The organism is Streptomyces sp. NPDC002787 (assembly GCF_053592095.1).
The window spans coordinates 56,443-81,024 of sequence record NZ_JBSFVC010000007.1 but is presented as its reverse complement, the minus strand read 5'-3'; the positions used below and the strand labels follow the sequence as shown (position 1 = coordinate 81,024).

22 protein-coding genes are annotated in these 24,582 nt (G+C 71.4%); 9 read left to right on the top strand and 13 right to left on the bottom strand.

Features of this window, described 5'->3' with window-relative positions; translation table 11 throughout:
• Positions 1 to 17: 17 nt before the first annotated feature.
• Positions 18 to 1,532: an alpha/beta hydrolase gene (locus ACWD26_RS11620; RefSeq protein WP_451268720.1), complete on the top strand. Its 1,515-nt coding sequence runs from the start codon at positions 18 to 20 to the stop codon at positions 1,530 to 1,532.
• A 92-nt stretch (positions 1,533 to 1,624) separates the two neighbouring features.
• Here the strand turns inward: ACWD26_RS11620 and moeZ are convergent, their stop codons facing one another.
• The 7 genes from moeZ to ACWD26_RS11585 form a co-directional block, all read right to left on the bottom strand.
• Positions 1,625 to 2,803, bottom strand: a complete 1,179-nt coding sequence (gene moeZ, locus ACWD26_RS11615) for an adenylyltransferase/sulfurtransferase MoeZ (protein ID WP_451268718.1) — start codon at positions 2,801 to 2,803, stop codon at positions 1,625 to 1,627.
• Between the two features lie 63 nt (positions 2,804 to 2,866).
• On the bottom strand, positions 2,867 to 3,616 hold the full coding sequence (locus ACWD26_RS11610) for a spherulation-specific family 4 protein (RefSeq protein ID WP_451268716.1): 750 nt from the start codon (positions 3,614 to 3,616) through the stop codon (positions 2,867 to 2,869).
• On the bottom strand, positions 3,604 to 4,563 hold the full coding sequence (locus ACWD26_RS11605) for an NAD-dependent epimerase/dehydratase family protein (protein WP_451268714.1): 960 nt from the start codon (positions 4,561 to 4,563) through the stop codon (positions 3,604 to 3,606). Before ACWD26_RS11605 ends, ACWD26_RS11610 begins: the two co-directional genes overlap by 13 nt.
• Before the next feature lie 207 nt (positions 4,564 to 4,770).
• The gene (locus ACWD26_RS11600) at positions 4,771 to 5,976 is read right to left on the bottom strand and encodes a hypothetical protein (protein ID WP_451268712.1); all 1,206 of its coding nucleotides are present in this window, start codon (positions 5,974 to 5,976) and stop codon (positions 4,771 to 4,773) included.
• Entirely contained in the window at positions 5,973 to 7,985 is a 2,013-nt protein-coding gene (locus ACWD26_RS11595) for a DUF3492 domain-containing protein (protein ID WP_451268710.1), read from the bottom strand. The genes ACWD26_RS11600 and ACWD26_RS11595 overlap by 4 nt, the downstream gene beginning before the upstream one ends.
• A gap of 208 nt (positions 7,986 to 8,193) precedes the next feature.
• Positions 8,194 to 10,023 carry a DUF3152 domain-containing protein gene (locus tag ACWD26_RS11590; protein ID WP_451268708.1) on the bottom strand — a complete coding sequence of 610 codons (1,830 nt, stop codon included), beginning with the start codon at positions 10,021 to 10,023 and terminating at the stop codon, positions 8,194 to 8,196.
• Between the two features lie 8 nt (positions 10,024 to 10,031).
• Positions 10,032 to 11,285 carry an alpha/beta fold hydrolase gene (locus tag ACWD26_RS11585; protein WP_451268706.1) on the bottom strand — a complete coding sequence of 418 codons (1,254 nt, stop codon included), beginning with the start codon at positions 11,283 to 11,285 and terminating at the stop codon, positions 10,032 to 10,034.
• A 243-nt stretch (positions 11,286 to 11,528) separates the two neighbouring features.
• Here ACWD26_RS11585 and ACWD26_RS11580 point away from each other — a divergent pair, with 243 nt between their 5' ends.
• The 4 genes from ACWD26_RS11580 to ACWD26_RS11565 all read left to right on the top strand — a co-directional run bounded on the left by ACWD26_RS11580 (position 11,529) and on the right by ACWD26_RS11565 (position 13,469).
• The gene (locus ACWD26_RS11580; RefSeq protein WP_451268704.1) at positions 11,529 to 11,747 is read left to right on the top strand and encodes a hypothetical protein; all 219 of its coding nucleotides are present in this window, start codon (positions 11,529 to 11,531) and stop codon (positions 11,745 to 11,747) included.
• 223 nt (positions 11,748 to 11,970) lie between these two features.
• A complete protein-coding gene (locus tag ACWD26_RS11575) occupies positions 11,971 to 12,612 on the top strand; it encodes a TetR/AcrR family transcriptional regulator (protein ID WP_451268702.1) in 642 nt (213 codons plus the stop codon).
• Between the two features lie 147 nt (positions 12,613 to 12,759).
• Positions 12,760 to 12,987, top strand: a complete 228-nt coding sequence (locus ACWD26_RS11570) for a DUF3107 domain-containing protein (protein ID WP_009293559.1) — start codon at positions 12,760 to 12,762, stop codon at positions 12,985 to 12,987.
• Positions 12,988 to 13,196: 209 nt separating this feature from the next.
• A complete protein-coding gene (locus ACWD26_RS11565; RefSeq protein WP_451268700.1) occupies positions 13,197 to 13,469 on the top strand; it encodes a hypothetical protein in 273 nt (90 codons plus the stop codon).
• A 110-nt stretch (positions 13,470 to 13,579) separates the two neighbouring features.
• Here ACWD26_RS11565 and ACWD26_RS11560 read toward each other — a convergent pair whose 3' ends face one another.
• Positions 13,580 to 14,356: a ferritin-like fold-containing protein gene (locus ACWD26_RS11560; protein WP_451268698.1), complete on the bottom strand. Its 777-nt coding sequence runs from the start codon at positions 14,354 to 14,356 to the stop codon at positions 13,580 to 13,582.
• Positions 14,357 to 14,863: 507 nt separating this feature from the next.
• Here ACWD26_RS11560 and ACWD26_RS11555 point away from each other — a divergent pair.
• Both ACWD26_RS11555 and ACWD26_RS11550 read left to right on the top strand, forming a co-directional pair.
• Positions 14,864 to 16,945 (top strand): DEAD/DEAH box helicase, encoded by a 2,082-nt coding sequence (locus ACWD26_RS11555; RefSeq protein ID WP_451268696.1) that lies wholly within the window; start codon positions 14,864 to 14,866, stop codon positions 16,943 to 16,945.
• A 293-nt stretch (positions 16,946 to 17,238) separates the two neighbouring features.
• A complete protein-coding gene (locus ACWD26_RS11550) occupies positions 17,239 to 18,111 on the top strand; it encodes an alpha/beta fold hydrolase (RefSeq protein WP_451268694.1) in 873 nt (290 codons plus the stop codon).
• Between the two features lie 33 nt (positions 18,112 to 18,144).
• On the opposite strand, the gene ACWD26_RS11545 is transcribed toward ACWD26_RS11550, so the two are convergent.
• Complete coding sequence (locus tag ACWD26_RS11545) at positions 18,145 to 19,041, bottom strand: NYN domain-containing protein (protein ID WP_451268692.1); 897 nt, start codon at positions 19,039 to 19,041, stop codon at positions 18,145 to 18,147.
• 249 nt (positions 19,042 to 19,290) lie between these two features.
• Between ACWD26_RS11545 and ACWD26_RS11540 the strand changes: the two genes are divergently transcribed.
• On the top strand, positions 19,291 to 19,443 hold the full coding sequence (locus ACWD26_RS11540; protein ID WP_451268690.1) for a hypothetical protein: 153 nt from the start codon (positions 19,291 to 19,293) through the stop codon (positions 19,441 to 19,443).
• Between the two features lie 90 nt (positions 19,444 to 19,533).
• On the opposite strand, the gene ACWD26_RS11535 is transcribed toward ACWD26_RS11540, so the two are convergent.
• The 4 genes from ACWD26_RS11535 to ACWD26_RS11520 all read right to left on the bottom strand — a co-directional run bounded on the left by ACWD26_RS11535 (position 19,534) and on the right by ACWD26_RS11520 (position 22,880).
• Positions 19,534 to 20,139 carry a MarC family protein gene (locus ACWD26_RS11535; protein WP_451268688.1) on the bottom strand — a complete coding sequence of 202 codons (606 nt, stop codon included), beginning with the start codon at positions 20,137 to 20,139 and terminating at the stop codon, positions 19,534 to 19,536.
• Between the two features lie 155 nt (positions 20,140 to 20,294).
• Positions 20,295 to 21,155: a PHP domain-containing protein gene (locus ACWD26_RS11530; RefSeq protein WP_451268686.1), complete on the bottom strand. Its 861-nt coding sequence runs from the start codon at positions 21,153 to 21,155 to the stop codon at positions 20,295 to 20,297.
• 232 nt (positions 21,156 to 21,387) lie between these two features.
• A complete protein-coding gene (locus tag ACWD26_RS11525) occupies positions 21,388 to 22,029 on the bottom strand; it encodes a DUF6758 family protein (RefSeq protein ID WP_451268684.1) in 642 nt (213 codons plus the stop codon).
• A 266-nt stretch (positions 22,030 to 22,295) separates the two neighbouring features.
• Complete coding sequence (locus tag ACWD26_RS11520) at positions 22,296 to 22,880, bottom strand: suppressor of fused domain protein (protein WP_451268682.1); 585 nt, start codon at positions 22,878 to 22,880, stop codon at positions 22,296 to 22,298.
• Between the two features lie 524 nt (positions 22,881 to 23,404).
• On the opposite strand from ACWD26_RS11520, the gene ACWD26_RS11515 reads away from it, so the two are divergent.
• Positions 23,405 to 24,529, top strand: coding sequence for a CorA family divalent cation transporter (locus ACWD26_RS11515; RefSeq protein ID WP_451268680.1), 1,125 nt, complete (start codon positions 23,405 to 23,407; stop codon positions 24,527 to 24,529).
• Positions 24,530 to 24,582 lie beyond the last annotated feature (53 nt).

Below are 24,582 nucleotides of genomic sequence, written 5' to 3'. Positions count from 1 at the left end.
AGAGGGGGGAAGTGCTCATGGCGCGTTTTCCACGGGGAGCGGCTCTGGCCGCGGCCGTGCTGCTGATCGCCGGTTGCAGCGGAGGCACGGACGACGAGGGAGGCGAGGAGGCTGGCGACGGAAAAGCCTCGGCCTCTTCACCCGCGTCGCAGAAGCTCGACTGGGGGCGCTGCGAGGCGACATCGCAGGGTCCGGCGCCGGGCGGCGACTGGCAGTGCGCGACGCTGCAGGTGCCGCTGGACTACACGAAGCCGGACGACGGGACGATCGGGCTCGCCCTGATCCGCAGCAAGGCGACCGGCGGCGACGGCAAGCGTCTCGGCTCGCTCCTGTTCAACTTCGGCGGGCCCGGCGGCTCCGGGGTGTCGATGCTGCCGTCGTACGCGGGGCTGGCGAGTGAACTGCACGAGCGATACGACCTGGTGAGCTGGGATCCGCGCGGGGTCGCCGAGAGCGACGGCGTGCGCTGCCGCAGCGACAAGGAGATCCAGGCGGGCGAGGCGGTGGACGCGACCCCGGACGACGCGGCGGAGGAGACGGCTTTCTTCAAGGACGCCGCCGACTTCGGCGCGGGCTGCGAGAAGGCGGCGGGCAAGCTGCTGGCGCATGTCTCGACCGCGGAGACCGCACGTGACATGGACCTCATGCGCCAGGTCCTCGGCGACGAGAAGATGCACTACTTCGGCATCTCGTACGGCACCGAACTCGGCGGCGTCTACGCCCATCTGTTCCCCAAGAACGTGGGACGTCTGGTCCTGGACGCCGTGGTCGACCCGACCGCCGACACGGTGGGCCACGCGAAGAACCAGACCCTGGGCTTCCAACGCGCCCTCGACAACTACCTGAAGTCCACGGGCCAGGACCCGAAGCAGGGCACGCAGAAGATCGTGGACCTGCTGGAGCGGATCGACGCCGAGCCGCTGGCGACGACGTCCGGCCGTGAGCTCACCCAGACCCTCGCGACCACCGGCATCGTCCTGCCGCTCTACAGCGAGCAGAGCTGGCCCACTCTGACCAGCGCGCTCGACGCGGCCGAGGACGGCGACGGCACCGAACTGCTGGCACTCGCCGACGGCTACAACGAGCGCGATCCCTCGGGCCGCTACGGCACGACGACCCACTCCCAACGGGTCATATCGTGCTTGGACCAGAAGCAGCGGCCCACACGGGAGGAGACGAAGAGGCTGCTGCCCGAATTCCGGGAGATCTCGCCCGTCTTCGGCGAGTTCCTGGGCTGGGACACCGCGGGCTGGTGTCACGACTGGCCGGTGCCCGGCCTGACGGACTCACCGGAGGTGAGCGCACCGGGAGCGGCGCCCGTCCTCGTGGTGGGCAACACCGGGGACCCGGCGACGCCCTACGAAGGCGCGCGCAAGATGGCCGAGGAACTGGGCGAGGGTGTCGGTGTGGTGCTCACCTGGAAGGGCGAGGGCCATGGGGCGTACGGCAGCGGCAGCAGGTGTGTCGACTCGACGGTGAACGCGTATCTGCTGGACGGAACGGTGCCGAAGAACGACAAGGTCTGCACGTAGGGAAGGACGGCCCTCGCCTCGCGCCTGCCCGCGAGGCGACGGGAAGGGGCCCGGCACACGTGGTGCCGAGCCCCTTCCCGAAAGGCCTGTGCCTAGTAGACCGGCTTCTGCGGCTCGATCTGGTTGACCCAGCCGATCACGCCGCCGCCGACGTGGACCGCGTCGGCGAAGCCCGCCGACTTCAGGACGGCGAGGACTTCCGCACTGCGGACACCCGTCTTGCAGTGCAGGACGATCTTCTTGTCCTGCGGGAGGGCCTCCAGGGCGGTGCCCATGAGGAACTCGTTCTTCGGGATCAGCTTGGCGCCCGGGATGGAGACGATCTCGTACTCGTTGACCTCGCGGACGTCGATGATCTCGATGTTCTCGCCGTCGTCGATCCACTCCTTGAGCTGCTTGGGAGTGATCGTCGAGCCGGCGGCCGCCTCCTGGGCCTCCTCGGAGACGACGCCGCAGAAGGCCTCGTAGTCGATGAGCTCGGTGACGGTGGGGTTCTCGCCGCAGACCGCGCAGTTCGGGTCCTTACGGACCTTGACCTGGCGGTACTGCATCTCCAGGGCGTCGTAGATCATCAGGCGGCCGACCAGCGGCTCGCCCGTGCCCGTGAGGACCTTGATGGCCTCGGTGACCTGGATGGAGCCGATGGACGCGCACAGCACACCGAGGACGCCGCCCTCGGCGCAGGAGGGGACCATGCCCGGCGGCGGGGGCTCCGGGTAGAGGCAGCGGTAGCAGGGGCCGTACTCGGACCAGAAGACGGAGGCCTGGCCGTCGAAGCGGTAGATGGAGCCCCAGACGTACGGCTTGTTCAGCAGCACACAGGCGTCGTTGACCAGGTAACGGGTCGCGAAGTTGTCCGTGCCGTCGACGATCAGGTCGTACTGGCTGAAGATGTCCATCACGTTCTCGGCCTCGAGCCGCTCTTCGTGGAGGATCACGTTCACGTACGGGTTGATGCCGAGGACGGAGTCGCGCGCGGACTCGGCCTTGGAGCGGCCGATGTCGGCCTGGCTGTGGATGATCTGGCGCTGCAGGTTCGACTCGTCGACCTCGTCGAACTCCACGATGCCGAGCGTCCCGACGCCCGCCGCGGCCAGGTACATCAGCGCCGGCGAGCCCAGGCCGCCGGCGCCCACACAGAGCACCTTGGCGTTCTTCAGCCGCTTCTGCCCGTCCATCCCGACGTCGGGGATGATCAGGTGGCGGGAGTACCTGCGGACCTCGTCTACGGTGAGCTCGGAAGCGGGCTCGACCAGGGGTGGCAGCGACACGGGGACTCCGTTGGTCGGTCAATCACTACAGTTGTTCTCCCCGTAACACTGCCACGCCCTTTTTCATTCCGAGACACCCGTTCCAACCAGCGAGACGATTTCGTCCCAGTAGCCGGGCATCGTCTCCCAGGGGTCGAACCGGCCGTCGCGGTCCGTGCGGTCGGTGAAGTAGATCGTGGCGGCACCCTGCCAGCGGGCGATGCGCAGCGCCTCGTCGAGATGGCCGCGGGGGACACCGTGGACGAAGTGGCAGAAGCGCTCGGGTGGATGGTCGGCGGTCCATTCGGCCACCTGCGACCAGCGGTAGTCGCTCCACGACCCGGAGAAGGTCACCAGTTGGTCGGCGGTCTCCGCATATCCGGGATACGGGTGGGTTCCGTGGCCGAGGACGATGTGGCCGCCGCCGAGGAACGCGCGGAGCGTGGTGACGGTGCGGCGGATCTCCGGGAGGGCGCTGTGCCCGGTGGGGCAGCGGTCCAGGAGGAAGCCGTCGACCTGGTACCAGTCGAGAAAGCGGCGTGCGTCGGAGGCGGTGTCGGCGAGGGCCCGTGCCCCGAAGGTGACGTCCAGGTGGCCGAGGACCCGGACGCCAGCGTTCCGGAGCCGTCCGGCGGCTTCCAGGCAGTGCGGGTCGGGGCGGGTGCCGGGGCCGTCGGAGATGTTGAGGACGACCCAGTGCAGAGGGGTGCCGGGGCGGGTGAGTTCGCCCCATTCCAGTGGAGCGACGAGGGGGTGAGCATAGCCGGGGACGCCGAAGCGGAGACTTAAGCCGGTGCTGGCGGTGCCGGACCGGGCGGGGATCAGATACGGCATGCCGCCTCCATCCAGATGTCGGCGAGGGACTCCTCGAGGTTGATCCGGGGGCGCCAGCCGAGCCGGTCGCGGGCGGTGCGCACATCGGCCTGCTGCCAGCTGCCGCAGCCGTCCGGGTAGGGGTAGGAGACGGGAGCGGCGTGGTCCGGTTCGGGGCGGGGGTGACCGATGGTCGGCCGGAGCGGGCCGGGCGGGGCGTCGAGTTCGTGGAGGGCACCGCCGTAGCCGGCCACGCGGGCGAGGACGGCCGCCGCGTCGCGGAGGCGCACGGCGCGGCCCGAGCCGATGTTGATCACCCCCTGGGCGGCGGAGAGCGAGGCGGCATGGACGGCGCGGGCGACGTCGCGTACGTCGACGAAGTCGCGCTGGACGCCGAGGCCGCCGAGCTTGAGTTCACCGTCGCCGGACTGCATGGCGCGGCGCATGGCCTCGGCGAGGCGGCCGAGCGGGGAGCCGGCGGGGGTACCGGGTCCGGCGGGCGAGAAGACGCGCAGGACCACGGCGTCCAGACCGGAGCCGAGGACGAGTTCGGTGGCGGCGAGCTTGCTCACGCCGTACGGGCCGCCCGGGCGGGGCACGGCGTCCTCGGCGGTGGAGGAGCCGGGCTGGCTGGGCCCGTACTCGGCACCGCAGCCGAGCTGCACCAGCCGCGCCCCGCAGCCGCTGCGCCGCAGGGCCTCGCAGACGGTGGCGACGGCGACGGTGTTGTGCCGGGTCAGTTCGCGGGCGCCGCCGCGGGTGGCTCCGGCGCAGTTGACGACGACTCCGGGATGGACGGCGTCCAGGAAGCGGGTGAGCGCGCCGGGGCTGCCGGTGGCGAGGTCGAACCGTACGTCGGCGTCGTCGCCGCGGCCGAGTGCGGTGAGCTGCACGGCCGGGTCGGCGAGCAGGCGTTCGGCGACGAAGCGGCCGAGGTATCCGTTGGCTCCGATCAGCAGGACCCTCATCGGGCGGCTCCCGGGGCGGGCTCTCCGGTTCGGGAGGTGATCATCTGGCTTTCTCCTTAGAAGGTGGTGCCGTGGGTGATGAGGTGGGTCCGCGGTGTCGGCCCCGCGGGCCCCGGGAGGAGAGGCCCGGGACGGAAGTCCCGTGCGTCGGTCGGGCTCGGGCTCCGCCATGGCGGTGTGCGGCCGTCGTGGCGTAGGCCGAGGGGGTCAGGTCTCCCCGGAGGGCAGGGCGTGGGCCGAGGCCCGGGTCAGTGTGCGGGTGGCATGGACGAGCAGGACGAGCGCGGGGATGCCACACACGAGGGCCGGTACGGCGCCGGGCCCCCAGGCGACAGTCACCGTCTCGACCGGAACGGTCAGGAAGGAGCAGCCGGGCAGACGGCCGGCGAAGACCGTGGCCGACGCCACCGCCTCGGTCAGGGCGGCCGTGCGGAGGGCGACGGCCGCGGCGTGGCCGAACCCATGGGCCGTCAGCAAGCGGGCGAGCAGGAGGAGTGCGCCGAGGGCGCCGGCTCCGGCGTACCCGGCGGGCTCGTCCAGGACCGCGCCGCACAGCGCGAGCAGGGCGGCCAGGACGCAGAGATGGAGCGCGAACACGCCCAGGATCAGGGGCTTCATGGAGTCGGCGAACTCCGCGAGGCCTCGGCTGGAGGCCAGTTTGCGGCGGGCGCGCACCGAGAGGAGATGGGCGCACCAGACGGCGGGGGCGCAGGCCAGGGCGAGTGCGAGTACGGGTGCGGTGGCCAGGGACCAGAGGCCGTGGGGGCCGCCGTCGAGGCCGGCGGTGAGCAGGCCGTCGCCGAGGAGGGCGTACGCGATCAGCCAGCAGGTCCAGACGTGGGTACGGCTCGTGCTGCCGGACGGGGCGCGCAGGGGGCCCCGGTCGAGGGCCACGGGGAGGGTGAGCGCCACCGCGAGGGCGCCGACGGCGGCGGCGACGATGCGGGGTTGGCCGTCTGTGAGCCGTACTCCGGCCACGACCGCCGCGCATACGGCGCCCGGCAGCAGGGCGAGCACGGCCCAACCGCCCCGAGCGCCGGGCGCACGCGGCACCGGCTCGCGCTCCGTGGATTCCTCCCCGTCACGCGGCACGCGCGCGTACATCTCCTCGGCCAGCGAGAACACGTCCCGGTGTCGGAAACGGGCGGCCGTCCGGTCGGTCACCCCGTGCGCCTCCAGCCCGGCGGCGATCTCCAAGGGGTCCACGGCCCGCTCACAGAGCTCCCGGTGTCGGTGCATCAGCGCCTTCACGGGATCGACGGCACCGCGCTTGGGGGCGGGCGGGGGACTGGCCGCGGCGGAGCCGTCGCCGTCCGGCCCGCTCAACGCCTCCGAGCGGCCCAGCCCATCCAGTCCGCCCAGTCCGCCCAGTCCGTACAGCTTCCGCGACCCGTCCACCTTCAGCTCGCTCATCGCGCGCCCTCCCCCGCGGTCACCGGTTCCCCCGCCGCCGCGCCCGGAGGTGTCCCCTCAGCCCGGACCGGCGTCGCGGCAGGAGCCGTCGTCGCTATCGATGCCGTTGCCTCCACCGGCGTCGTCGCTCCTGCCGGCGTCATCGCCCGAGCAGGCGCGTCGAGCGCCCAGCGCGGCCGACCGGCGGCACCCGCACCGAGGCCCGCGACACCGGCGGCTCCAGCAGCCCTCACCTCCCCGGCGCCCCCCGCGCCCCCGGGGCCGCCCGCCACCACCCGGGAGTCCACCCAGCGGCCGGGCACATGGGCCTCGGCAGGTACTCCGAAGGGCAGCGGTTCGCCGGTGTCGTTGCGTACCGGGGCGTGGGAGACGATCTCGAGGTAGATGCCACGAAATGCCGCGACGTTCTGCTCGACAGTGAAGAGTTCGAGGGCGCGTGCGCGGGCTGCCGCGCCGAGGAGCGCGCGGCGCTCGGGTTCGCGCAGGAGCGCCACGCACGCTTCGGCGAGCGCCCGTGGATTACGCGGCGGTACGACGAGCCCGGTGCCGCCGATGACCTCCACGACCGCGCCCACGTCGGTGGAGACCGTCAGCCGGGCGCAGAACATGGCCTCGACCAGGCTGATCGGGAAGCCCTCGACGACACTCGACAGCACGACCACGGCACCCGCCGCGTATGCCTCGGCCAGGTTGGGCACGGCCGGGTCGCCGATCTCCTCGAAGGAGACGGGGTTGTCGCCGACCGCGTGGACGCCGTCCGCCTCGTCCGGGAAGAGCTGCGCGGCCAAGGCCTTGCAGTGGCCCAGATAGGCGGCCGACTCGGATCCCGCGGCCGCTCCGACGATCCTGAGCCGGGCCCTGGGCTCCGCCCGGCGGATCTCGGCGAAGGCGTGCAGCAGGGAGATCAGGTCCTTGGCGGGTTCGATGCGGCCGACCCACACCAGCGTGTGCGGATCCGCGCCCTCCGGCGCCTCGCCCACCTCCGCGAAGCGGGCGGCGTCCATGCCGGGGTAGACCGTCCGGATCCGGGCACGGTCGGCGCCGCAGCGCTCCTGCCAGCGCCGGGCGTGGGTGTTGCCCGGGGTGAGGCACGCGGACTGCCGATAGACCTCGGCGGTCAGCCGCCGGTGGAAGGCCGCGAGCAGCGCGCGCACCGGCGCCTCTCCACAGGCCCCGAGGTAGTGCGCCCGCAGGGGCACGCCGTACTCGGTGACCAGCAGCGGCACCCCGTGGAAGTGACGGGCCAGCAGCCCGGGCAGTGCGGCCGAGCCGCCCGCCGCGGCGTGGCACAGGTCGACCGAACCGAGCCCGTCGTCCTGGTACCAGTCGAGCGAAAGAGGGCGCAGGGCGCGTTCGAGATGGGAGGCGAACGTCAGCAGATCCGGTACGCGCGCCTCGCGAGCCCCTCGCAATGCGCCCGGCGCACGACAAGCGCGCTCCAGCGTGCGTACGGCGACCTCGGAGCGCAGCGCGCCCACCAGCCCGCCCTCGTCACGTGCCAGTTCGGCAAGCCCGTACAGAGCGTTGCCGAAACGGTCCGCCTCTACGTCGAAGCCGCCCGCGGAAGCCTCCGCACCCCCACCGGCCCCGGCCGCCGCCGCCCCGGCCACCGCCGCTTCACCCGTCGCTGCCCCGGCCATCGCAGCCGAGGCCGCCGCTGCCCCGGACGCCCCCGCCCCGCCGAACAACCCGGCGACACCGGCCGCCCCGCCGACACCGCCGGAACACACCGCCGCCGCCAGTTCGCCGTACACCTCCGCGAAGCGCCTGCGCGCCCGGCGGCCGTACACGACCCCGTCGTCCGCGGCCGTCCACAGCGGTGCCGTACGGACCCGGCTGACCTGTGGTGGCAGGGGAATCCAGCCCTCGTCCTCCTGCCGCTCGCTTCGGCTGAGCGCGTAGATGTCGAACTCGTGTCGATCCAGCCCACGTACGAGTCGATCGCACCACAGCCTGGCGTCACCGCTCACATACGGATAGCCACCCTCCGTAAGCAGTCCGATGCGCACGCGTGCACCCCCGATCTCCCGTTTGAGGAGCCGCCGTTCACCCGGCGGCTCGCAGCGGGACGAACGTATGCGGACAAGGCGGTGGCGCGACGGACGGTTGTCCATCGCGCCACCAAAAGGGGTGAACGGTCGTAACTTTCGCTAGCGGGGCGCGTTTTGTCGCGCTAAGGGATCAGTCGGTTACGTGCCGTCAGATCGCCGGAGGCTGTCAACCGCCGGGGTATGGCCAGGGATTGGCCTTGCACGTGATCCCGCCGAAGGTCAGGAACTTGCTCTGCTGCTGCATGACGGGCGCGAGTTCGCCGTCCTTGTCGCAGGTCTCATGGTCGTAGCGGAGACGGTGGCCGATCTCGTGGTTGATCAGCATCTGACGGTACGCATGGATCTGGTCACCGTAGGTCTCCGCGCCCTGGGCCCAGCGGTACGCGTTGATCATCACGCGCTCGGTGGAGGCCGAGTCGCAGGACACGTTGTCGACGGTGGTGTCGAGGCCCGACTTGGCGCACCAGATCGCGGTGGTGCCCGGGCTCGCCAGTGTGATCACGAAGTCGGGTGTCCCCGAGGAGATCCGCTCGAACGTACGGCCACCGCCGTGGGCCCAACTCCGCTCGTCGTTCAGGGTCTTCTGCACGGCATCGGCGAACAGTTCCCCGTCCAGCCCGAGCCCCTTCTCGACATCGACGCGGTAGCGGTACTTCCTCCCCGTCCCCGGCGCCTTGTCGAACCCCTTGACCGCCTCGAACTCCCCGCCTCCCTCCAGATCGGCGGCGAGCGCGTACTTCTGGCCCATCCTCTGGTCGTAGGACAGCGGGGTCGCGCGGGCGCTGGGCGTAGGGGACGGCGCGGGCCGGGTGTCGCTGCGCGAGGCGCCGCGCACATCGCGCTCACCGGCGTCGGCGGCCTGCGACCGCGGGGCGGTGTCTTCCTGTCCGCCGGCCATCTGGCCACCCACGACGACGGCCAGCACGGTCGTCACCGCAGCGGCCGCGATCCCGGCGAACGCCCGACCCTTGCCGCCTTTCGCCGTCTCCGCGCCCTCGGGCCCGTCACGCGGCGGCTGCTCCTGCCGCCCGTTCTCGTGCAGCGGCTTCTCTTCGAGAGCCACCTCGACCCGGCCGTCGGCGTCGGCATCCGGCGCGGCGCGGTGTGTCCGACCGGGTGCCAAGACGTCGTCGACCTCGTCGAAGGCCTCCAGATAGGCCTGGCGGGGGCCACCGGTGGGCATGGCCTCCTGCCGCTGCCGGGGAATGGGGATACGGCGGCCGGAACCCTCCGGAGGCGCGCCGTGCGGGGCGCCTGGGGACGCCGCCTCGCCCGGCACACCATACGGAGCCCCCGCAGGAGCTCCATGCGCCACGCCGTGCCCGGCACCCGTCTGCCGTGCACCACCACCCAACTGCCCCCAAGCCCCACCCGCTTCACGCTGCTCGGGGTGCCCGCCTCGGCTCCGAGGGAAGCCACGCGCCGGGTTGCCGTCGGGGAGCCGGGGGAAACCGTGCGCGGGCGTGCCGTCGGCGACACGCGGCATCCTGTGGACCGGCGTGCCGTCGGAAACACGCGACACCCCTTGCACCGGCGTGCCATCAGGAAGACGCGGGAAACCGTGCGCGGGCGTGCCGTCGGCGAAACGGGGCACTTCGCGGGCCGGGGTGCCGTCGGGAAAACGAGGGACACCACGCCCGGGCGTGCCGTCGGGGAAGCGCGGGCCATCACCCTGCCCGACCGCGCCATCGGGGAAGCGTGGGCCCCCACCCTGCCCGGGCGCGCCGCCAATGGACCTCGGCACCCCTTGGCCCGGCGTCCCGTCGTACCTGCGAGGGGCTGAATTCGCACCCCCTGATCGCGCCGCCACTGGAGCCGGCGCGTCCCTGGCGTCCCAGGGCGCCGACCCACCCGGGCTCGGAGTCCCCTGGGCCCCCGGCGCTCGCGGCACCGCTGGTCCGCGTCCGCCCGTCCGGGCGGACGCCTCCGTCCCAGCTTCCCTTACATCGCTTGTGTCGCCTTTCGGCGCCCGCCCCTTGCGGCTGTGCCGTCCCACGCCGCGCCTCAGCTCCCCCCACCGGGAGAGCCCTCGGGGGGCCCGCCGTCGGTCGATTCGTCACAGTCGACGGTAGCCGAGCCACCGCTTCCCTCCGGACCACGCTCGCTCGACCCGTCACCCGAAGCGGACCCCGCCATCGCAGCCGGGCCCGGCACCGAACGCATCGAAGCCGCAGAGGAATCCGCACCCGAACAGGGCCCCGGATACGGACCCGCACACGGATACGGACCGGGATCCGCGATCGAGTCCCACTCCGGGTCCGCCGCCCCCGAACCCGTCCGCGCCGCGCCCGCCCCGCCGGTCGGCTGCCCCGTATCCGCGAGCAGTTCGCGGAACATGGCGGCGACCGTCTCCGGATACTCCATCATCGCCACGTGCCCCGCGTCCGGCAGACAGACGAGGCGGGAGTAGCGGAACGCCTGGGCGGCGCGCTGGGCCATGCGGAAGCCGACGAGTTGGTCGCGGCGGCCGTAGACGAGGAGCGTCGGCGCGAGGACGCGCTCGGCCTGGCGCCAGAGCGAGTGCTGCCCGCCCAGGGTGTAGGCGTCCACGATCCCCCGGGCGGACCGGGTCAGGGCGTCCCACATGTACGGCAGCCGGAGGCGCCGCTCCATCTCCTCCACGGCGTTGCGGAAACCCTCCTCCGTGACGCGGCCGGGGTCGCCGTAACAGAGCGCCATGACACCCCGTACCCGCTGCTCGGCGGTCCAGCCCTTGGTGAAGCGGGTCAGCAGCGCCGACATGCCCGGCAGCGCGAGCATTCCGGTCGGCACGGCGGTCCGCTGCACGCGGAGCTCCGGCAGGGCGGGCGACACGAGGGTCAGGGTGCGGACGAGATCGGGGCGCAGCGCGGCGACGCGGGTCGTGACCGCGCCGCCGAGGGAGTTGCCGAAGAGGTGCACGGGGCCGCGCCCGGCGGAGTCTAGGTAACGGATGACCGCGCGGGCGTGGCCCGTGACGGAGTAGTTGCCGTCGTCCGGCGGCGGAGAGTCGCCGAAGCCGGGCAGATCGAGTGCCTCACTCTCCACGAGCCCGTCGAGCAGCGGCATCAGCGCGGACCAGTTCTGCGAGGAACCGCCCAGGCCGTGCACATACAGGGCGGGCGGCAGCCCCTCGCGCGCCGGTGGCCTCGACCGTACCGACAGCGTCATCCCCGGCAGCCGGACCGACCTGATCCGCTCCCCGGGCGCCACGCGCACGGCACTCGCCTTCGGCGACGCGGTGGCGGTCAGCAAGGACGGCAGCTCGGTCGAAGACATGCGGCAATGTTACGAGACGATCACGCAGGGGCTCATGTGTTCGCCGTCACAGAGGGAGGCGCAAATCGGCCACTTGTCACGGGGTACCGGGAGGCGGAGCAGTCACCCCCGGACGAGGTCGGACGGCATAGCGCCACGATCGGCTGTCTCCTAGGCTCGTAGGCAGGGCACCCGTATGTGGCCCCTGCCGCCTTCAGAGACGTTCCGGCGGTACCAGGGCAGCACCAGGAAGGGGAACCCACGATGGCCGTTGACCCGAGCGATCCCGACACCTTCGTCGAGGAGGAATCCGTGGAGATCGACGATGTCGAGGCCCCCGAGGCCGATGCCGCCGAGCAGCACACGGACGTCGCCCCGGACCGGGACGACCCGCTGACCGACGCCGACCCCGGCGTGGCCAACGAGGCCGACCTGGCCGAGCAGGCGCGCGTGGTCTCCCTCGACGAGGACGACTACCGGTAACCGGATCCTCACCAGGGACGACAGCCGGTGGCGGCGAGAGGCGGCGACCGGTGACGAGAAAGGGCTTCCTTCTGCCCGCCCTGCCCCCGTATGACGCGGTACGCGGCACTTTCCCCGCCGTCCGGTCCGTGAAATTCTGCGCTCGCACCGCGCACACCCGGGTTACCGAAAAGTACGATGGCGGCGCGGCGCACACCGCATGTGGACGATTTTGGGAGGCGGCGTGACAGCCATCGAGCAGACAGAGGCGGCGCGCCCGCGGGGCACACGCCTGCCGCGCCGAGCCCGACGGAACCAGTTGCTGGGCGCCGCCCAGGAAGTGTTCGTGGCCCAGGGGTACCACTCGGCCGCGATGGACGACATCGCCGAGCGCGCCGGCGTCAGCAAGCCGGTGCTCTACCAGCACTTCCCGGGCAAGCTCGACCTGTACCTGGCCCTGCTGGACCAGCACTGCGAGTCCCTGATCCACGCCGTACGCGGCGCGCTGGCGTCGACGACCGACAACAAGCAGCGCGTCCGGGCCACCATGGACGCCTATTTCGCGTACGTCGAGGACGAGGGCGGCGCCTTCCGGCTCGTCTTCGAGTCGGACCTGACGAACGAGCCTGCCGTGCGCGAGCGCGTCGACAAGGTCACCAACGAGTGCGCCGAGGCCATCTGCGACGTCATCGCCGAGGACACCGGCCTGTCGCGCGCGGAGTCGATGCTCCTCGCCTCGGGCCTGGGCGGCCTCGCCCAGGTGGTGGCGCGGTCCTGGCTGCACAGCGACCGCAGCGTCCCGCGCGAACAGGCGGTCCAGCTGCTGGCCTCGCTGGCCTGGCGCGGGATCGCCGGCTTCCCGCTGCACGGCATCGACCACCACTGACGGTATCGGCGTCCGGGCGTTTGTTCCCGCTCGCTGTTCGCTCCTGGCGTTCTCGCGCGGAGCGTGGACGTCCCCTCACCGGGCTAATGTGTGCTGCGTACGGCGCGGAAGCCCGCGCACTTCACTGACCGTCGGAGGGACATAGCCGTGGAGGTCAAGATCGGCGTGCAGCACGCGCCCCGCGAGATCGTTCTGGAGAGCGGTCAGAGTGCCGAGGAGGTCGAGCGTGCCGTTGCCGAGGCGCTGGCCGGCAAGTCGGCGCTGCTGAGCCTCACGGACGAGCACGGCCGCAAGGTGCTGATCCCGGCCGACCGTCTCGCCTACGTCGACATCGGCGAGCCGACCGTCCGCAAGGTGGGCTTCAGCGCGCTGTAGTCAAGAGGCACTTGAGGCACAGGGAAGGGGCCCGGTGGTGTGAAACCACCGGGCCCCTTCCCTGTGCCCACTCCCATGGCCCGCCATGGCCAGGACCGCGCGGAGCCACCACATCTCATCCACAGATGATGATTGCGTTCCATGACTGACGGGTAGTACCGGCTACGACCGATTTGCCCAGGCCAGGCCGTGCGGGAGGGAACCCGATCATGTTCTTGGAAGCACTCGGATCCGCACTTCTCGGCCTCGCCCTGGCCTGCGCCGCCGCCTACCGCCTCCCCCACCGCCTGCCGTCCCGCACCCTGGTCCTCCCGACCGGCACCGCGGGCGGCCTCTTCGGCGCCTTCCTCACCCACACGGCACTGGGCTCAGCGAACTACCTGCTGATCCTCACCGGCGCCCTGATCGTCGCGGCGGCGTCCCTGTCGCTGCTCCTCCGCCCGACGGAGCGCTTTCGACGCAGCAGCTCGGCGACGGCGTGAGGATGCCCGGATAGGGGCGAAGCCCCGCCCAGGGGCGCGGGGGACTGCGCGACCATCCACGAAGCACCCGCACCCGCCGGACGACAGCTCGCCCCGCGGCGACTAGGCGCTCACGCGGCCAGGCCCAGCGCGGCCATCCGCTTCGTGTGCGCCTCGGTGATCCGCGAGAACATCCGCCCCACCTCGGCCAGATCGAACCCGTCGGCCACACCCCCCACGAGCATCGTGGACAAGGCGTCCCGGTCGGCCACCACCCGCTGAGACTGCGACAGCGCCTCCCCCATCAACCGCCGCGCCCACAGCGCCAACCGCCCGCCCACACGCGGGTCCTCGTCGATGGCCGCCCGCACCTTCTCCACGGCGAACCCGGCGTGCCCCGTGTCGTCGAGCACGGCGAGCACCAGCCCGCGCGTGTCCGAGTCGAGGTGCGCCGCGACCTCCCGGTAGAAGTCACTGGCGATCGAGTCGCCGACGTAGGCCTTGACGAGGCCCTCCAGCCAGTCCGAGGGCGCCGTCTGCTTGTGGAAGCCGTCGAGCGCGCCGACGAAGGGCTCCATGGCCCGCGTCGGCTCCTCCCCGATCTCGGTGAGCCGGTCCCGGAGCCTCTCGAAGTGGTGGAACTCGGCCGCCGCCATCTTCGCCAGCTCCGCCTTGTCGACGAGGGTCGGCGCCAGCTTCGCGTCCTCCGCGAGCCGTTCGAACGCCGCGAGCTCCCCGTACGCCAGCGCGCCCAGCAGATCCACCACCGCCGCGCGGTACTGCGGGTCGGCGGCGGCCCGGGCCCAGTCCTGGGCGGCGATCCCGGTGACCTCGGCGGTGCCGGCGGTGTCGGCGGACTCGGTGTCGGCGGCGTTCTCAGGCTTGTCAGACGTGGTCATGAAGCGCACAATAGCCCGCTCCGCGCACGGCGGAAGGGCACGGTCATTCTGGCTGCCCTTCCGCGTCCGATTCGGTGTGACGACGACTACGTGACCAAATCGGCCATCGCATATGCGCGATTCCGGGGTATGGTGGTAATGCGCCTGCTGGTACGTCGACGTAGCTCGACCGTGCCTCGACAGGCCGCACGCATGAGGATGCCCGGTCGGTGGCCCGATCGGCTCCGACCCGACAGCCCTCCTTTTCCGTACGGCACTCCGCGTACGGCGTCCGGAGGGAACCCCTCAGCGGTATGAGCGCTAGAGCGTCGGCAGTGGTCCCGTGCCACACGGCCCGCCCGTGAGGGCGGCCGATGTCCCCCGGCACGGTCCGACACGACCCCCGCGCTCGCCTCACGCCGCGTACACAGAAGAGGCAGCACCCTGACTACGACTTTCCGAGATCTCGGAATCTTTCCCGAGACGGCCGAGGCCCTTGAGGCCGTCGGCATCATCAACCCCTTCCCCATCCAGGAGATGACGCTCCCGGTCGCCCTCACCGGCACCGACGTCATCGGCCAGGCCAAGACCGGCACCGGCAAGACGCTGGGCTTCGGTCTTCCGCTCCTCGAGCGCGTCGTCGTCCCCGCCGACGTCGAGGCCGGCCGCGCCAAGCCCGAGGACCTCGTCGACTCCCCGCAGGCGCTCGTCGTCGTCCCCACGCGCGAGCTGTGCACCCAGGTCACCAACGACCTGCTGACCGCCGGCAAGGTGCGCAACGTCCGCGTCACCGCGATCTACGGCGGCCGCGCCTACGAGCCTCAGGTCGAGGCCCTCAAGAAGGGCGTCGACGTCGTCATCGGCACGCCCGGGCGACTCCTCGACCTGGCGGGCCAGAAGAAGCTGAACCTGAAGCACGTCAAGTGCCTGGTCCTCGACGAGGCCGACGAGATGCTCGACCTGGGCTTCCTGCCCGACGTCGAGAAGATCATCAACATGCTTCCGGCCCGGCGTCAGACGATGCTGTTCTCGGCGACCATGCCGGGCGCGGTCATCGGTCTGGCCCGCCGTTACATGTCCCAGCCGACGCACATCCGTGCCACGGCCCCGGACGACGAGGGCGCGACGGTCCGGAACACCTCGCAGCACATCTACCGCGCGCACAACATGGACAAGCCCGAGCTGGTCGCGCGCATACTGCAGGCCGACGGCCGGGGACTGGCCATGGTCTTCTGCCGTACGAAGCGCACCGCGGCCGACCTCGCCGACCAGCTCAAGCAGCGGGGCTTCGCCTCCGGCGCCGTCCACGGTGACCTCGGGCAGGGCGCCCGCGAGCAGGCGCTGCGCGCCTTCCGCAACGGCAAGGTGGACGTCCTCGTCTGCACCGACGTCGCCGCGCGCGGCATCGACGTCGAGGGTGTCACCCACGTCATCAACTACCAGTCCCCCGAGGACGAGAAGACGTACCTGCACCGCATCGGCCGTACGGGCCGCGCGGGTGCCAAGGGCATCGCGATCACTCTCGTCGACTGGGACGACATCCCGCGCTGGCAGCTCATCAACAAGGCGCTGGACCTCGGCTTCAGCGACCCGCCGGAGACGTACTCCACCTCCCCGCACCTCTTCGAGGAGCTGAGCATCCCCGCGGGCACCAAAGGTGTCCTGCCGCGCTCCGAGCGCACCCGGGCCGGTCTGGAGGCCGAGGAGCTGGAAGACCTCGGCGAGCCGGGCGGGCGTGGTCCGCGCGGGCGTGGCGGCCGTTCCTCCGGCCCGTCGTCCGCTGAGCGCGAGCGTGAGCGCCCGGCGCGTACGCCGCGTCGTCGCCGCCGTACGCGCGGCGGTGCGACCGTCGACGGGGCGTCCCCGGAGGCCCCCGCGACCACGGAGCCCACGCAGACGCCGGGCATCGACTCCGCCGAGTCCGAGACCCGTACGCCCCGCCGTCGCCGCCGGACCCGTGCCGGGGTGAACCCCGCGGCCGAGGCCGCGGTCGAGACGGCCGAGAGCACGTCGGCCGAGCGGGCCGAGGCCGTGATGGAGACCGTCGCGGGCGCACCTGCCGAAGCCGAATCGGTCGAGGAGGCGCCCAAGCCGCGTCGCCGCCGTACCCGCAAGTCGGTGGAAGCCGCCGAGGCTCCCGTCGCCGAGGCCGCGCCCGGCGCGGAGGTCGTGCTCGACACGGCCGAGGGCGCGACCGGCGCGGAGCCGGCGGCCGAGACCCCGGCCAAGCCCCGCCGCCGCACCCGCAAGGTGGCCGCACCCGCCGAGGCCGTGGTCGAGGAGACCGCCACCGAAGCGACCACCGCCGAGGAGGCTCCGGCCAAGCCCCGGCGCCGCACCCGCAAGACGGCAGAAGCCGCCGTCGAGGCGACCGACACCGCCGCCGAAGCGACCGCCGACACCGTCGAAGCGACCAAGCCGCGCCGCCGCACCCGCAAGACGGCGGCGACCGTCGAGGCCACGGTGCCGGCCCAGCCGACGGAGGAGCAGGCCACGAAGCCTCGGCGGACGCGCAAGGCCGCGGTGCCGGCGGCTGCCGCCGAGGAGACGGCTGAGGCTCCGGCGCCGCGTCGGCGGACGCGGAAGGCCGCGGTCGCCGTGGAGGCCACGGAGGGCTGAGCCGATCCAGCCGAGTGAAGGTCCGGTCCCCGTTCGGGGGCCGGACCTTCGGCGTTTCGAAGGGGTTCTTCGCCCCCCGCCGCCCCTGCCCGTCCCCTCCCCAGGGGCTGTGCCCCTGTGACCCCCTGGCGCCTCAAAGCTCGGGGGTTCGGATTCGTTGGCGGGTGCGGGTGGTGCCTGGTTGATCGCGCAGTTCCCCGCGCCCCTGACGGGGCGCTGACGGGGCCGGTGCCGGCAGCGGGAACCCGTCTACCGGTCGTCCAGGGAGTGGGGTCGCCCGTTACCCTCGCCCCATGAGCCGTCCGCCGACCTTCACCCCGCCCCCTGGCGCCAGGGCCCACCTCCTGCGCACCCCTCGCGGGGAGTTCGCCATGATCGAGGCGGGGACGTCGGTGAAGGGGACCGCGCTGCTCGTGCCGGGGTTCACCGGGAGCAAAGAGGACTTCATCGCGCTGCATGAGCCGTTGGCGGAGGCGGGTTACCGGACGGTGGCCGTGGACGGACGCGGGCAGTACGAGAGCCCGGGCGCCGAGGACGACGAAGCGCCGTACGCGCAGGCGGAGTTGGCGAAGGACCTCCTCGCCCAGGCGGAGGCCGTGCGCGACGGTGGCCCTCTGCACCTGGTCGGCCACTCCCTCGGCGGCCAGGTCTCCCGCGCCGCCGTGCTCCTGGACGCCTCCCCCTTCGCCTCGCTCACCCTGATGGCCTCGGGCCCCGCCCGGATCTCGGTCAGTCAGCAGCAGCGCGTGAAGCTGTTGCGGGACGCCCTGGCGGTGATGGGCATGGAGCAGGTGTGGGACGCCATCCAGGCGATGGAACCGCCGGAGGAGACCGAGACGGGCGCCCTCGACGAGGGTCTGGACGACCGCGCCGACCTGCGCCGCCGCTGGCTCGCGACCAGCCCCGCGCAGCTCATCGCCACGGGCCGCCAGCTCTGCGTGGAACCCGACCGCGTCGCCGAACTCGCCGCCGTCGACCTGCCCAAGCACGTCCTGTCCGGCGAACGCGACGACACCTGGCCGATCCCGCTCCTCGACGACATGGCTGTACGCCTGCACGCGCACCGCACCGTCATCCGAGACGCCGAGCACTCTCCCAACACGGACCAGCCGCAGGCGACGGCGGACGCCCTCATCACCTTCTGGGACCTGATCACCAGGGGCTGACCGGCGGCAGAGCCCCTGTCGCCTCGCGTACCGCTAGTACTGCGCCCGCAAGTGCTCCCAGAACCCGTCCCGCAGGGCCCGTCTCAGGTCCGCCTGGCCCCGTAGCGAGTACTGCAGCAGCCCCTCCGCCTCGACGAGCAGGTCCTGGTCGACGGAGCCGGGGAGGTAGGGATGGCTGTGGAGAAGCTCCTGGAGGCTCTCCCGGCCCCGCGAGGCCAGCCACTTCGCGGCGATCTGGGCGCCGACGAAGCGGACGTCCTCACGGGCGGGCCGGACGCCGGTGGCGGCCTCGTAGGTGGCGGCGGCCCGCCGTGACACATACGGCTTGAAGAAGTCGAGGTCGAGGGTCCGCTGGCTGTCGACCTCCCAGAGCAGGGGGTCGGCCTGGTTGCGGCCCTCGGGCGCCTCGATGCCCCACAGGTGGACCCGCGCCCCGTACCCCTGCGCGGCCTCGACCGCCGACACCAGGTCCTCGTCGCCGCCGAGCAGGGCCGCGTCGCTGATGGCGCGGTGCCGGGCCAGTGACTCCAGATCGGTGCGGATGAGGGAGTCGACGCCCTTCTGCTGGTTGTTGGCGTTGAGGTTGCCGAGCCGCACCTTCACGTCCGGCAGTTCGGCGATCGACTGCTGCTCCGCCGTATGGATGCGGCGGCGTGCCCCGTCGTACCAGTAGACCCGCAGCAGCCGGCTGTCCGCGAAGATCGTGCGCGCCCGGTCGATCAGCGCGTCGATGAGGCCTTCCGCGTCGAGGTCGAAGGACCGCCGGTCCTCGGTTCCCGCGGCGAGCCGTCCCACGGCCGCGTACAGATACCCGGCATCGACGAAGATCGCGTGGGTCGAGGGCGTCTTCGCCACCTCGGCGAGCATGCGGTGCAGCAGCTCGTTCGTACGGTCGATGCGGGCGCCGAGCGCCGTGAGGTCGTCGTTCATATGCTTCCATTGTCCCGGTGGTCACGCTACGAACACAACCGGTCCCAATCAGTCTTCCTGCCTCCCGGTAGACATCCCCCCCCCCACACCACTTACCGGCTAGTAATTAGCTTCTCGAAAAATTTCCTTAGCGTAGGGAATGTTTGTAACGTGCATACCGTTGAATCCTCATGGAACACGGGCACCGACGACCCGTGACCACCGCAAGTAGTTCTCCTCAGGAGGATGACCAGACGAAGGGAGAAGCCCATGCGCTTCGAAATTCTGCGACTCGACGATGTCAGCGGCGCGCCCGTCGACAGCACCGTCGTGGACGCCGCCTCCGTCAACCGGATCGTGCAGCAGGCCGCCGCCATCGGGCAGCGCCTCTGGATCCGCCCGGCCGACGCGGCCGCCTTGTAACAAGCGGCACCGTTCACACTTCAGAGCCCCGTACGGCACCGATGCCGTACGGGGCTCTGCTGCGCGGGCCGACGAGCGGGCCTCAGCCCCTCAGCCGCCCCGCACCACCTGGGTGACACCGTTGATGATCTGCTGTACGGCGATCGCGGAGAGCATCATGCCCGCGAGCCGGGTCACCAGCACCACACCGCCGTCCTTGATGACCCGGATGATCAGCAGCGAGTAGCGCATCGTCAGCCAGAGCACGACATGGATCGCCAGGATCGCGGCCCACACGGACACCTGGCCGGCCACGCCGTCCGCCTTCTGCACCGCCAGGATCACCGACACGATCGCCCCGGGACCGGCCAGCAAGGGCATCCCCAGCGGCACGAGCGCGACGTTCACGTCCTTCGTCTGCTTCGGCTCGTCCGTCTTGCCGGTCAGCAGATCCAGCGCGATCAGCAGAAGCAGCAGTCCGCCCGCGATCATCAGCGCCGGCACGGACACATGCAGATAGGCCAGGATCTGGTGCCCCAGCAGCCCGAAGACCGTGATGACGCCCCCGGCCACACAAACGGCCTGAAATGCCATCCGCTTCTGCGTCCGAGCGGGCCGGCCGGCCGTGAGCCCGAGGAAGATCGGGGTGATCCCGGGCGGGTCCATGATCACGAAGAGGGTGAGGAAGAGAGAACCGAAAACGGCGAGATCGAACACAGGGGTGCCTTGAGGGAGTGATAAGCGAAAAGAAGAGGGCATCCCACCGAGGGCCGACGACCACTGGACGACCGCTGTGGGCAATCGTTCCGCAGGGGCGGAACAGGTGAGCACAGCCGGCAACGGCCGGGTGCCGTACGACGAGAGGGACCGGGCTAGCGGACTCCGCCGGTCCCCGGGACGGGAAACGCCCCGGTGGCCCGCCGCGTGATCTCGCCGTACACCTCGGGGTCGGTCGTGTACTCGCCGAGCACACAGGTCTTGCGGCTGCCGTGGTAGTCCGAGGACCCGGTGGTGAGGAGCCCCAGCTCCTTCGCCAGGCCGCGCAGCCGCGCCCGGGTGGCCGGGTCGTGCTCCATGTGGTCGACCTCGATGCCGTCGAGCCCGGCGGCGGCCAGTTCGGCGATGGCGGACTCCGGTACGGTCCGGCCGCGCTTGACGGCGGCGGGGTGGGCGAAGACGGCGACGCCGCCGGCGCCCTTGATCAGCCGGATCGCCTCGAAGGGGTCGGTCTCGTGCTTCTCGACGTAGGCGCGGCCACCGTCGGCGAGCCACTGCTCGGTGAAGGCGTCGCTCACGGTCGGTACGACGCCGAGTTCGACGAGGGCGGTGGCCACGTGCGGCCGCCCCACGGAGCCGCCGCCGGCGATCCGCGCGACCTGCTCCCAGGTCACGGGCACACCCAGTTCGTTCAGCTTCGCGATCATCCCGCGGGCCCGCGGCACCCGGTCGTCCCGGACCAGCTCGCGCTCGGCGAGCAGCTCGGGCTCCTCGGGGTCGAAGAGGTAGGCCAGCATGTGCATGCTGACGCCGTCGAGTCGGCACGACAGCTCGGCGCCGGTGACCAGCGTGAGCCCCTCCGGCAGCGCGGCGATCGCCTCGGCGTGCCCGCGCGTCGTGTCGTGGTCGGTCAGCGCGACGACGTCCAGCCCGGTCGCCCTCGCCTTGCCCACGAGCTCAGCCGGGGTGTCCGTACCGTCGGAGGCCGTGGAGTGACAGTGCAGATCGATACGCACGACTCGGACTCCAGGCGCAGACGACGAAACGGAAGCGGACGCTCAAGGATAGCGCCCTTTCGGACTACTCCCGTCACACCCGAAACCCCCGAGTGACCCCTACAGGCACGCGGGAGGGCCTACCGTCGTTCCCGGCCAGAGGGCAGCGGAGTCAGGGGCACGGGGAACCGCGTGACCAGCCACGACGCATCCGCAGTCACCCGAGCACGGCACCCCCACCCCGCCAGGCGCCCTACGGTTCCAAGATCCGCGGCGAGAGCGCCCCGCACGGCAGCAGCTCGACCTCCGCCCCCGCATCCCGCAGATCCGTCAGCACCAGCTCGTCGTACATCAACAACCCCGTCTGCTCGGGCCACACGATCGCCCACAGCCACAACCCGAGCGCCTCCCCCGCGAACACCGCACGGTCGTCCGGCGTACCGGAGACATGCCACAGCGGCGTCGGCCGGCCGGCGGCGAGCACCTTCGCCTGCGGCGGCTTCTCCACGCTCAGGTACGGCCCGGGATCGGGCCCGTCGATGCCCGCGTACCGCGCACCGAGGCCGACGCCGAGCTCCTCCGCGATGAGGACGAGTTCCCCCACGCCCCCGAGCGGGCCCGGACCGGAGCAGGCCACGGCGGTGGCCCGACCACCGCTACGGTCGTCCCCGGCGAAGGCGGCGCCCGTGAACAGCCAGCCCACGGGCAGCGGCCACGGCATCCAGACCGGCACCTTGGCGCGGTGCACCACGACGCTGAGGGCCTCGACGCTCGGCGGGATCACGGGCTGCAGCGGGTGCACCGTCCCGTGCGCGGCGCACTGCCAGGAGTCGGCAAAGAGGCCGGGAGCCCTGACCCGGCCACCACACTTCGGGCAACTGGGTTCGCCCCTCATAGGGCCCAACGGTCCTCCCCGTGCTTCCTCGCGTCAAGGACGATCACCCGTCCGGCGTGTGCGCGTCACATTCCGCGCACAGTCGCCGGACTCCGGTCAGCGATCGGCCCGCCGGACCGACCAACGGGATCAACTACCCACACGACCAAGGGAAGCGGCGATTTTCAGCCACCTGCCGAGCGGGGTCCGGTCACGTACGGCGTGCCGTCCGTCACATGGGGAAGCCGCACGGGGAAGTCGTACGGGCGGGTTCCGGGGCGGTCCGGTCAGTCCAGCGGGACCGACTTGCGGACGGGGTCGCGAAGGTCCGTCCCGTGAGTGAGCCAGCGCTCCTGGAGGGCCTGGGCGCCGTGCACCCGCTTCCAGGCGGCCTCGTTGGCGGTCATCGGCAGAAGGGGCAGGAACCGTACGGGGTCGGCGGGGGCATCGAGTTCGAGATCCTCGACCAGGCCGCCGGACTCGGCGACGAGGACGGAGGTGAAGGGGGCGCCGGGCCAGAGCGGCTCACCCACGTCGAGAGAGGCTCCGGGGGCCACGATCACACCTTCCACCTGCGGTGACGCGGCGAGGACGGCGAGCGGGCGGAGCACCTTGTCGGTGTCGGCGACGCCGTGCCGCACGGACAGGACGAGCTCGGCGCGAGGGCCCTTGACCGGGTCGGCGAGGACCGCGCTGGGGTCCGACATCGGCTGGGCGGACATGCCGAGCGTGGCGTAGCGGACGACGTCGCCGTCGGTGAAGCGGAGGACCTCGATACGGTCCGTGCCGAGGAAGGTGACCGCGGCGCGCGCGTCCGGTTCGCCCAGCGCGGTGCGCAAACGGGCCTCCACCAACGGAAGAACATCAGCCATGGCCCGAGCATAGAACTCGTCAGGAACCGGCAAACGGGCACCTTGACACTTCAACCGACTGTTAGTCTTGGCCGCCGGTCGAGACAGCGCACGGGCAGCACGCAGAAGCGTCGTTCTCAAGCCTTCGTGTCTCGGACCGAAAGACTGACTCCCCTACGGGGAACCCCGAACGGGGTATGGATCGTCCCTTACGAGGGACCGGCCGGAGGAGGTGGGGCTGCGATGGACCGAAGTCGACCGTGCAGTACCACCCGCTCTTCCGCGCGCTGAGTTCCGTAGCTCTTGTCGTAGCCGTAGTTCTCGCTCCGCTGGCTGCCACCCTCACTCGCGTCGTACCGCCTGCTGGTCGTCGCGCATCGGAAGAGCACTTCTTTCCCGTCTTGATCTGAATCAAGCGAAGCTGTCACCGCGACGGTGCGGTGCTCCCCGCTTTGTGGACGTGCCAAACATCCGCAGTCAAAACGTCCCCATTCCGGGTAGTTCCAACCGTCGCCGGCGGCCTTTCGTTGCGAAGGAGCCTGCTCATGTCGATGATCCACAACCTGCGTGCCGCAGTTCGTCCGTCCCGCCCCGCGCGGCTGTCGCTGCGCAAGGACGGCGGCGTCTACGACGCCACGCGTCCGGCGGAGGCGACGACGGCCGTCGTGGACTGCGCCGTCTACCGCGACGGCGCGCGGGTCGCGTTCGAGCACAATCTGACCCCGCACGAGGCGATCCGTCAGGTGCGCCGTGACGGCGGCTTCGTCTGGATCGGCCTGCACGAGCCGTCGGAGTCCGAATTCGCCAGTATCGCGGCGGAGTTCGGGCTGCACCCGCTCGCCGTGGAGGACGCCGTGCACGCGCACCAGCGGCCGAAGCTGGAGCGTTACGACGACACCCTGTTCACCGTCTTCAAGACCATCCACTACGTCGAGCACGACGAACTCACCGCCACCAGCGAGGTCGTGGAGTCGGGCGAGGTCATGTGCTTCACCGGGCGGGACTTCTTCATCACCGTCCGGCACGGCGGGCAGGGCTCGCTGCGGGCGCTGCGCCACCGGCTGCAGGACGACCCGGAGTTGCTCGCCAAGGGCCCCTCGGCCGTGCTGCACGCCATCGCCGACCACGTCGTCGACGGGTATGTGGCGGTCGCGGACGCCGTGCAGGACGACATCGACGAGGTGGAGACGGAGGTGTTCTCTCCCGGGCGCAAGGGCACGCCCCGGGGCACCGACGCCGGCCGGATCTACCAACTCAAGCGTGAGGTCATGGAGTTCAAGCGCGCGGTGCTGCCTCTGGTGCGGCCCATGCAGCTGCTGAGCGAGCGGCCGATGCGGCTGATCGACCCGGACATCCAGAAGTACTTCCGTGACGTGGCCGACCACCTCGCCCGCGTCCAGGAGCAGGTCGTCGGCTTCGACGAGCTCCTCAACTCGATCCTCCAGGCGAACCTGGCGCAGGCCTCCGTCGCGCAGAACGAGGACATGCGCAAGATCACGTCCTGGGCGGCCATCATCGCCGTACCGACGATGGTGTGTGGCGTCTACGGCATGAACTTCGAGTACATGCCGGAGACGCAGTGGAAGTACGGCTACCCGGTGGTCCTCGGGGTGACGGTCGCGCTCTGCCTCGGTATCCACCGCACGCTCAAGCGGAACGGATGGCTGTAGGTCGGCGGGGAGCGGTGGCTCCGGGGCGGCGTGGCCGGGGGCCTTCGAGGAGG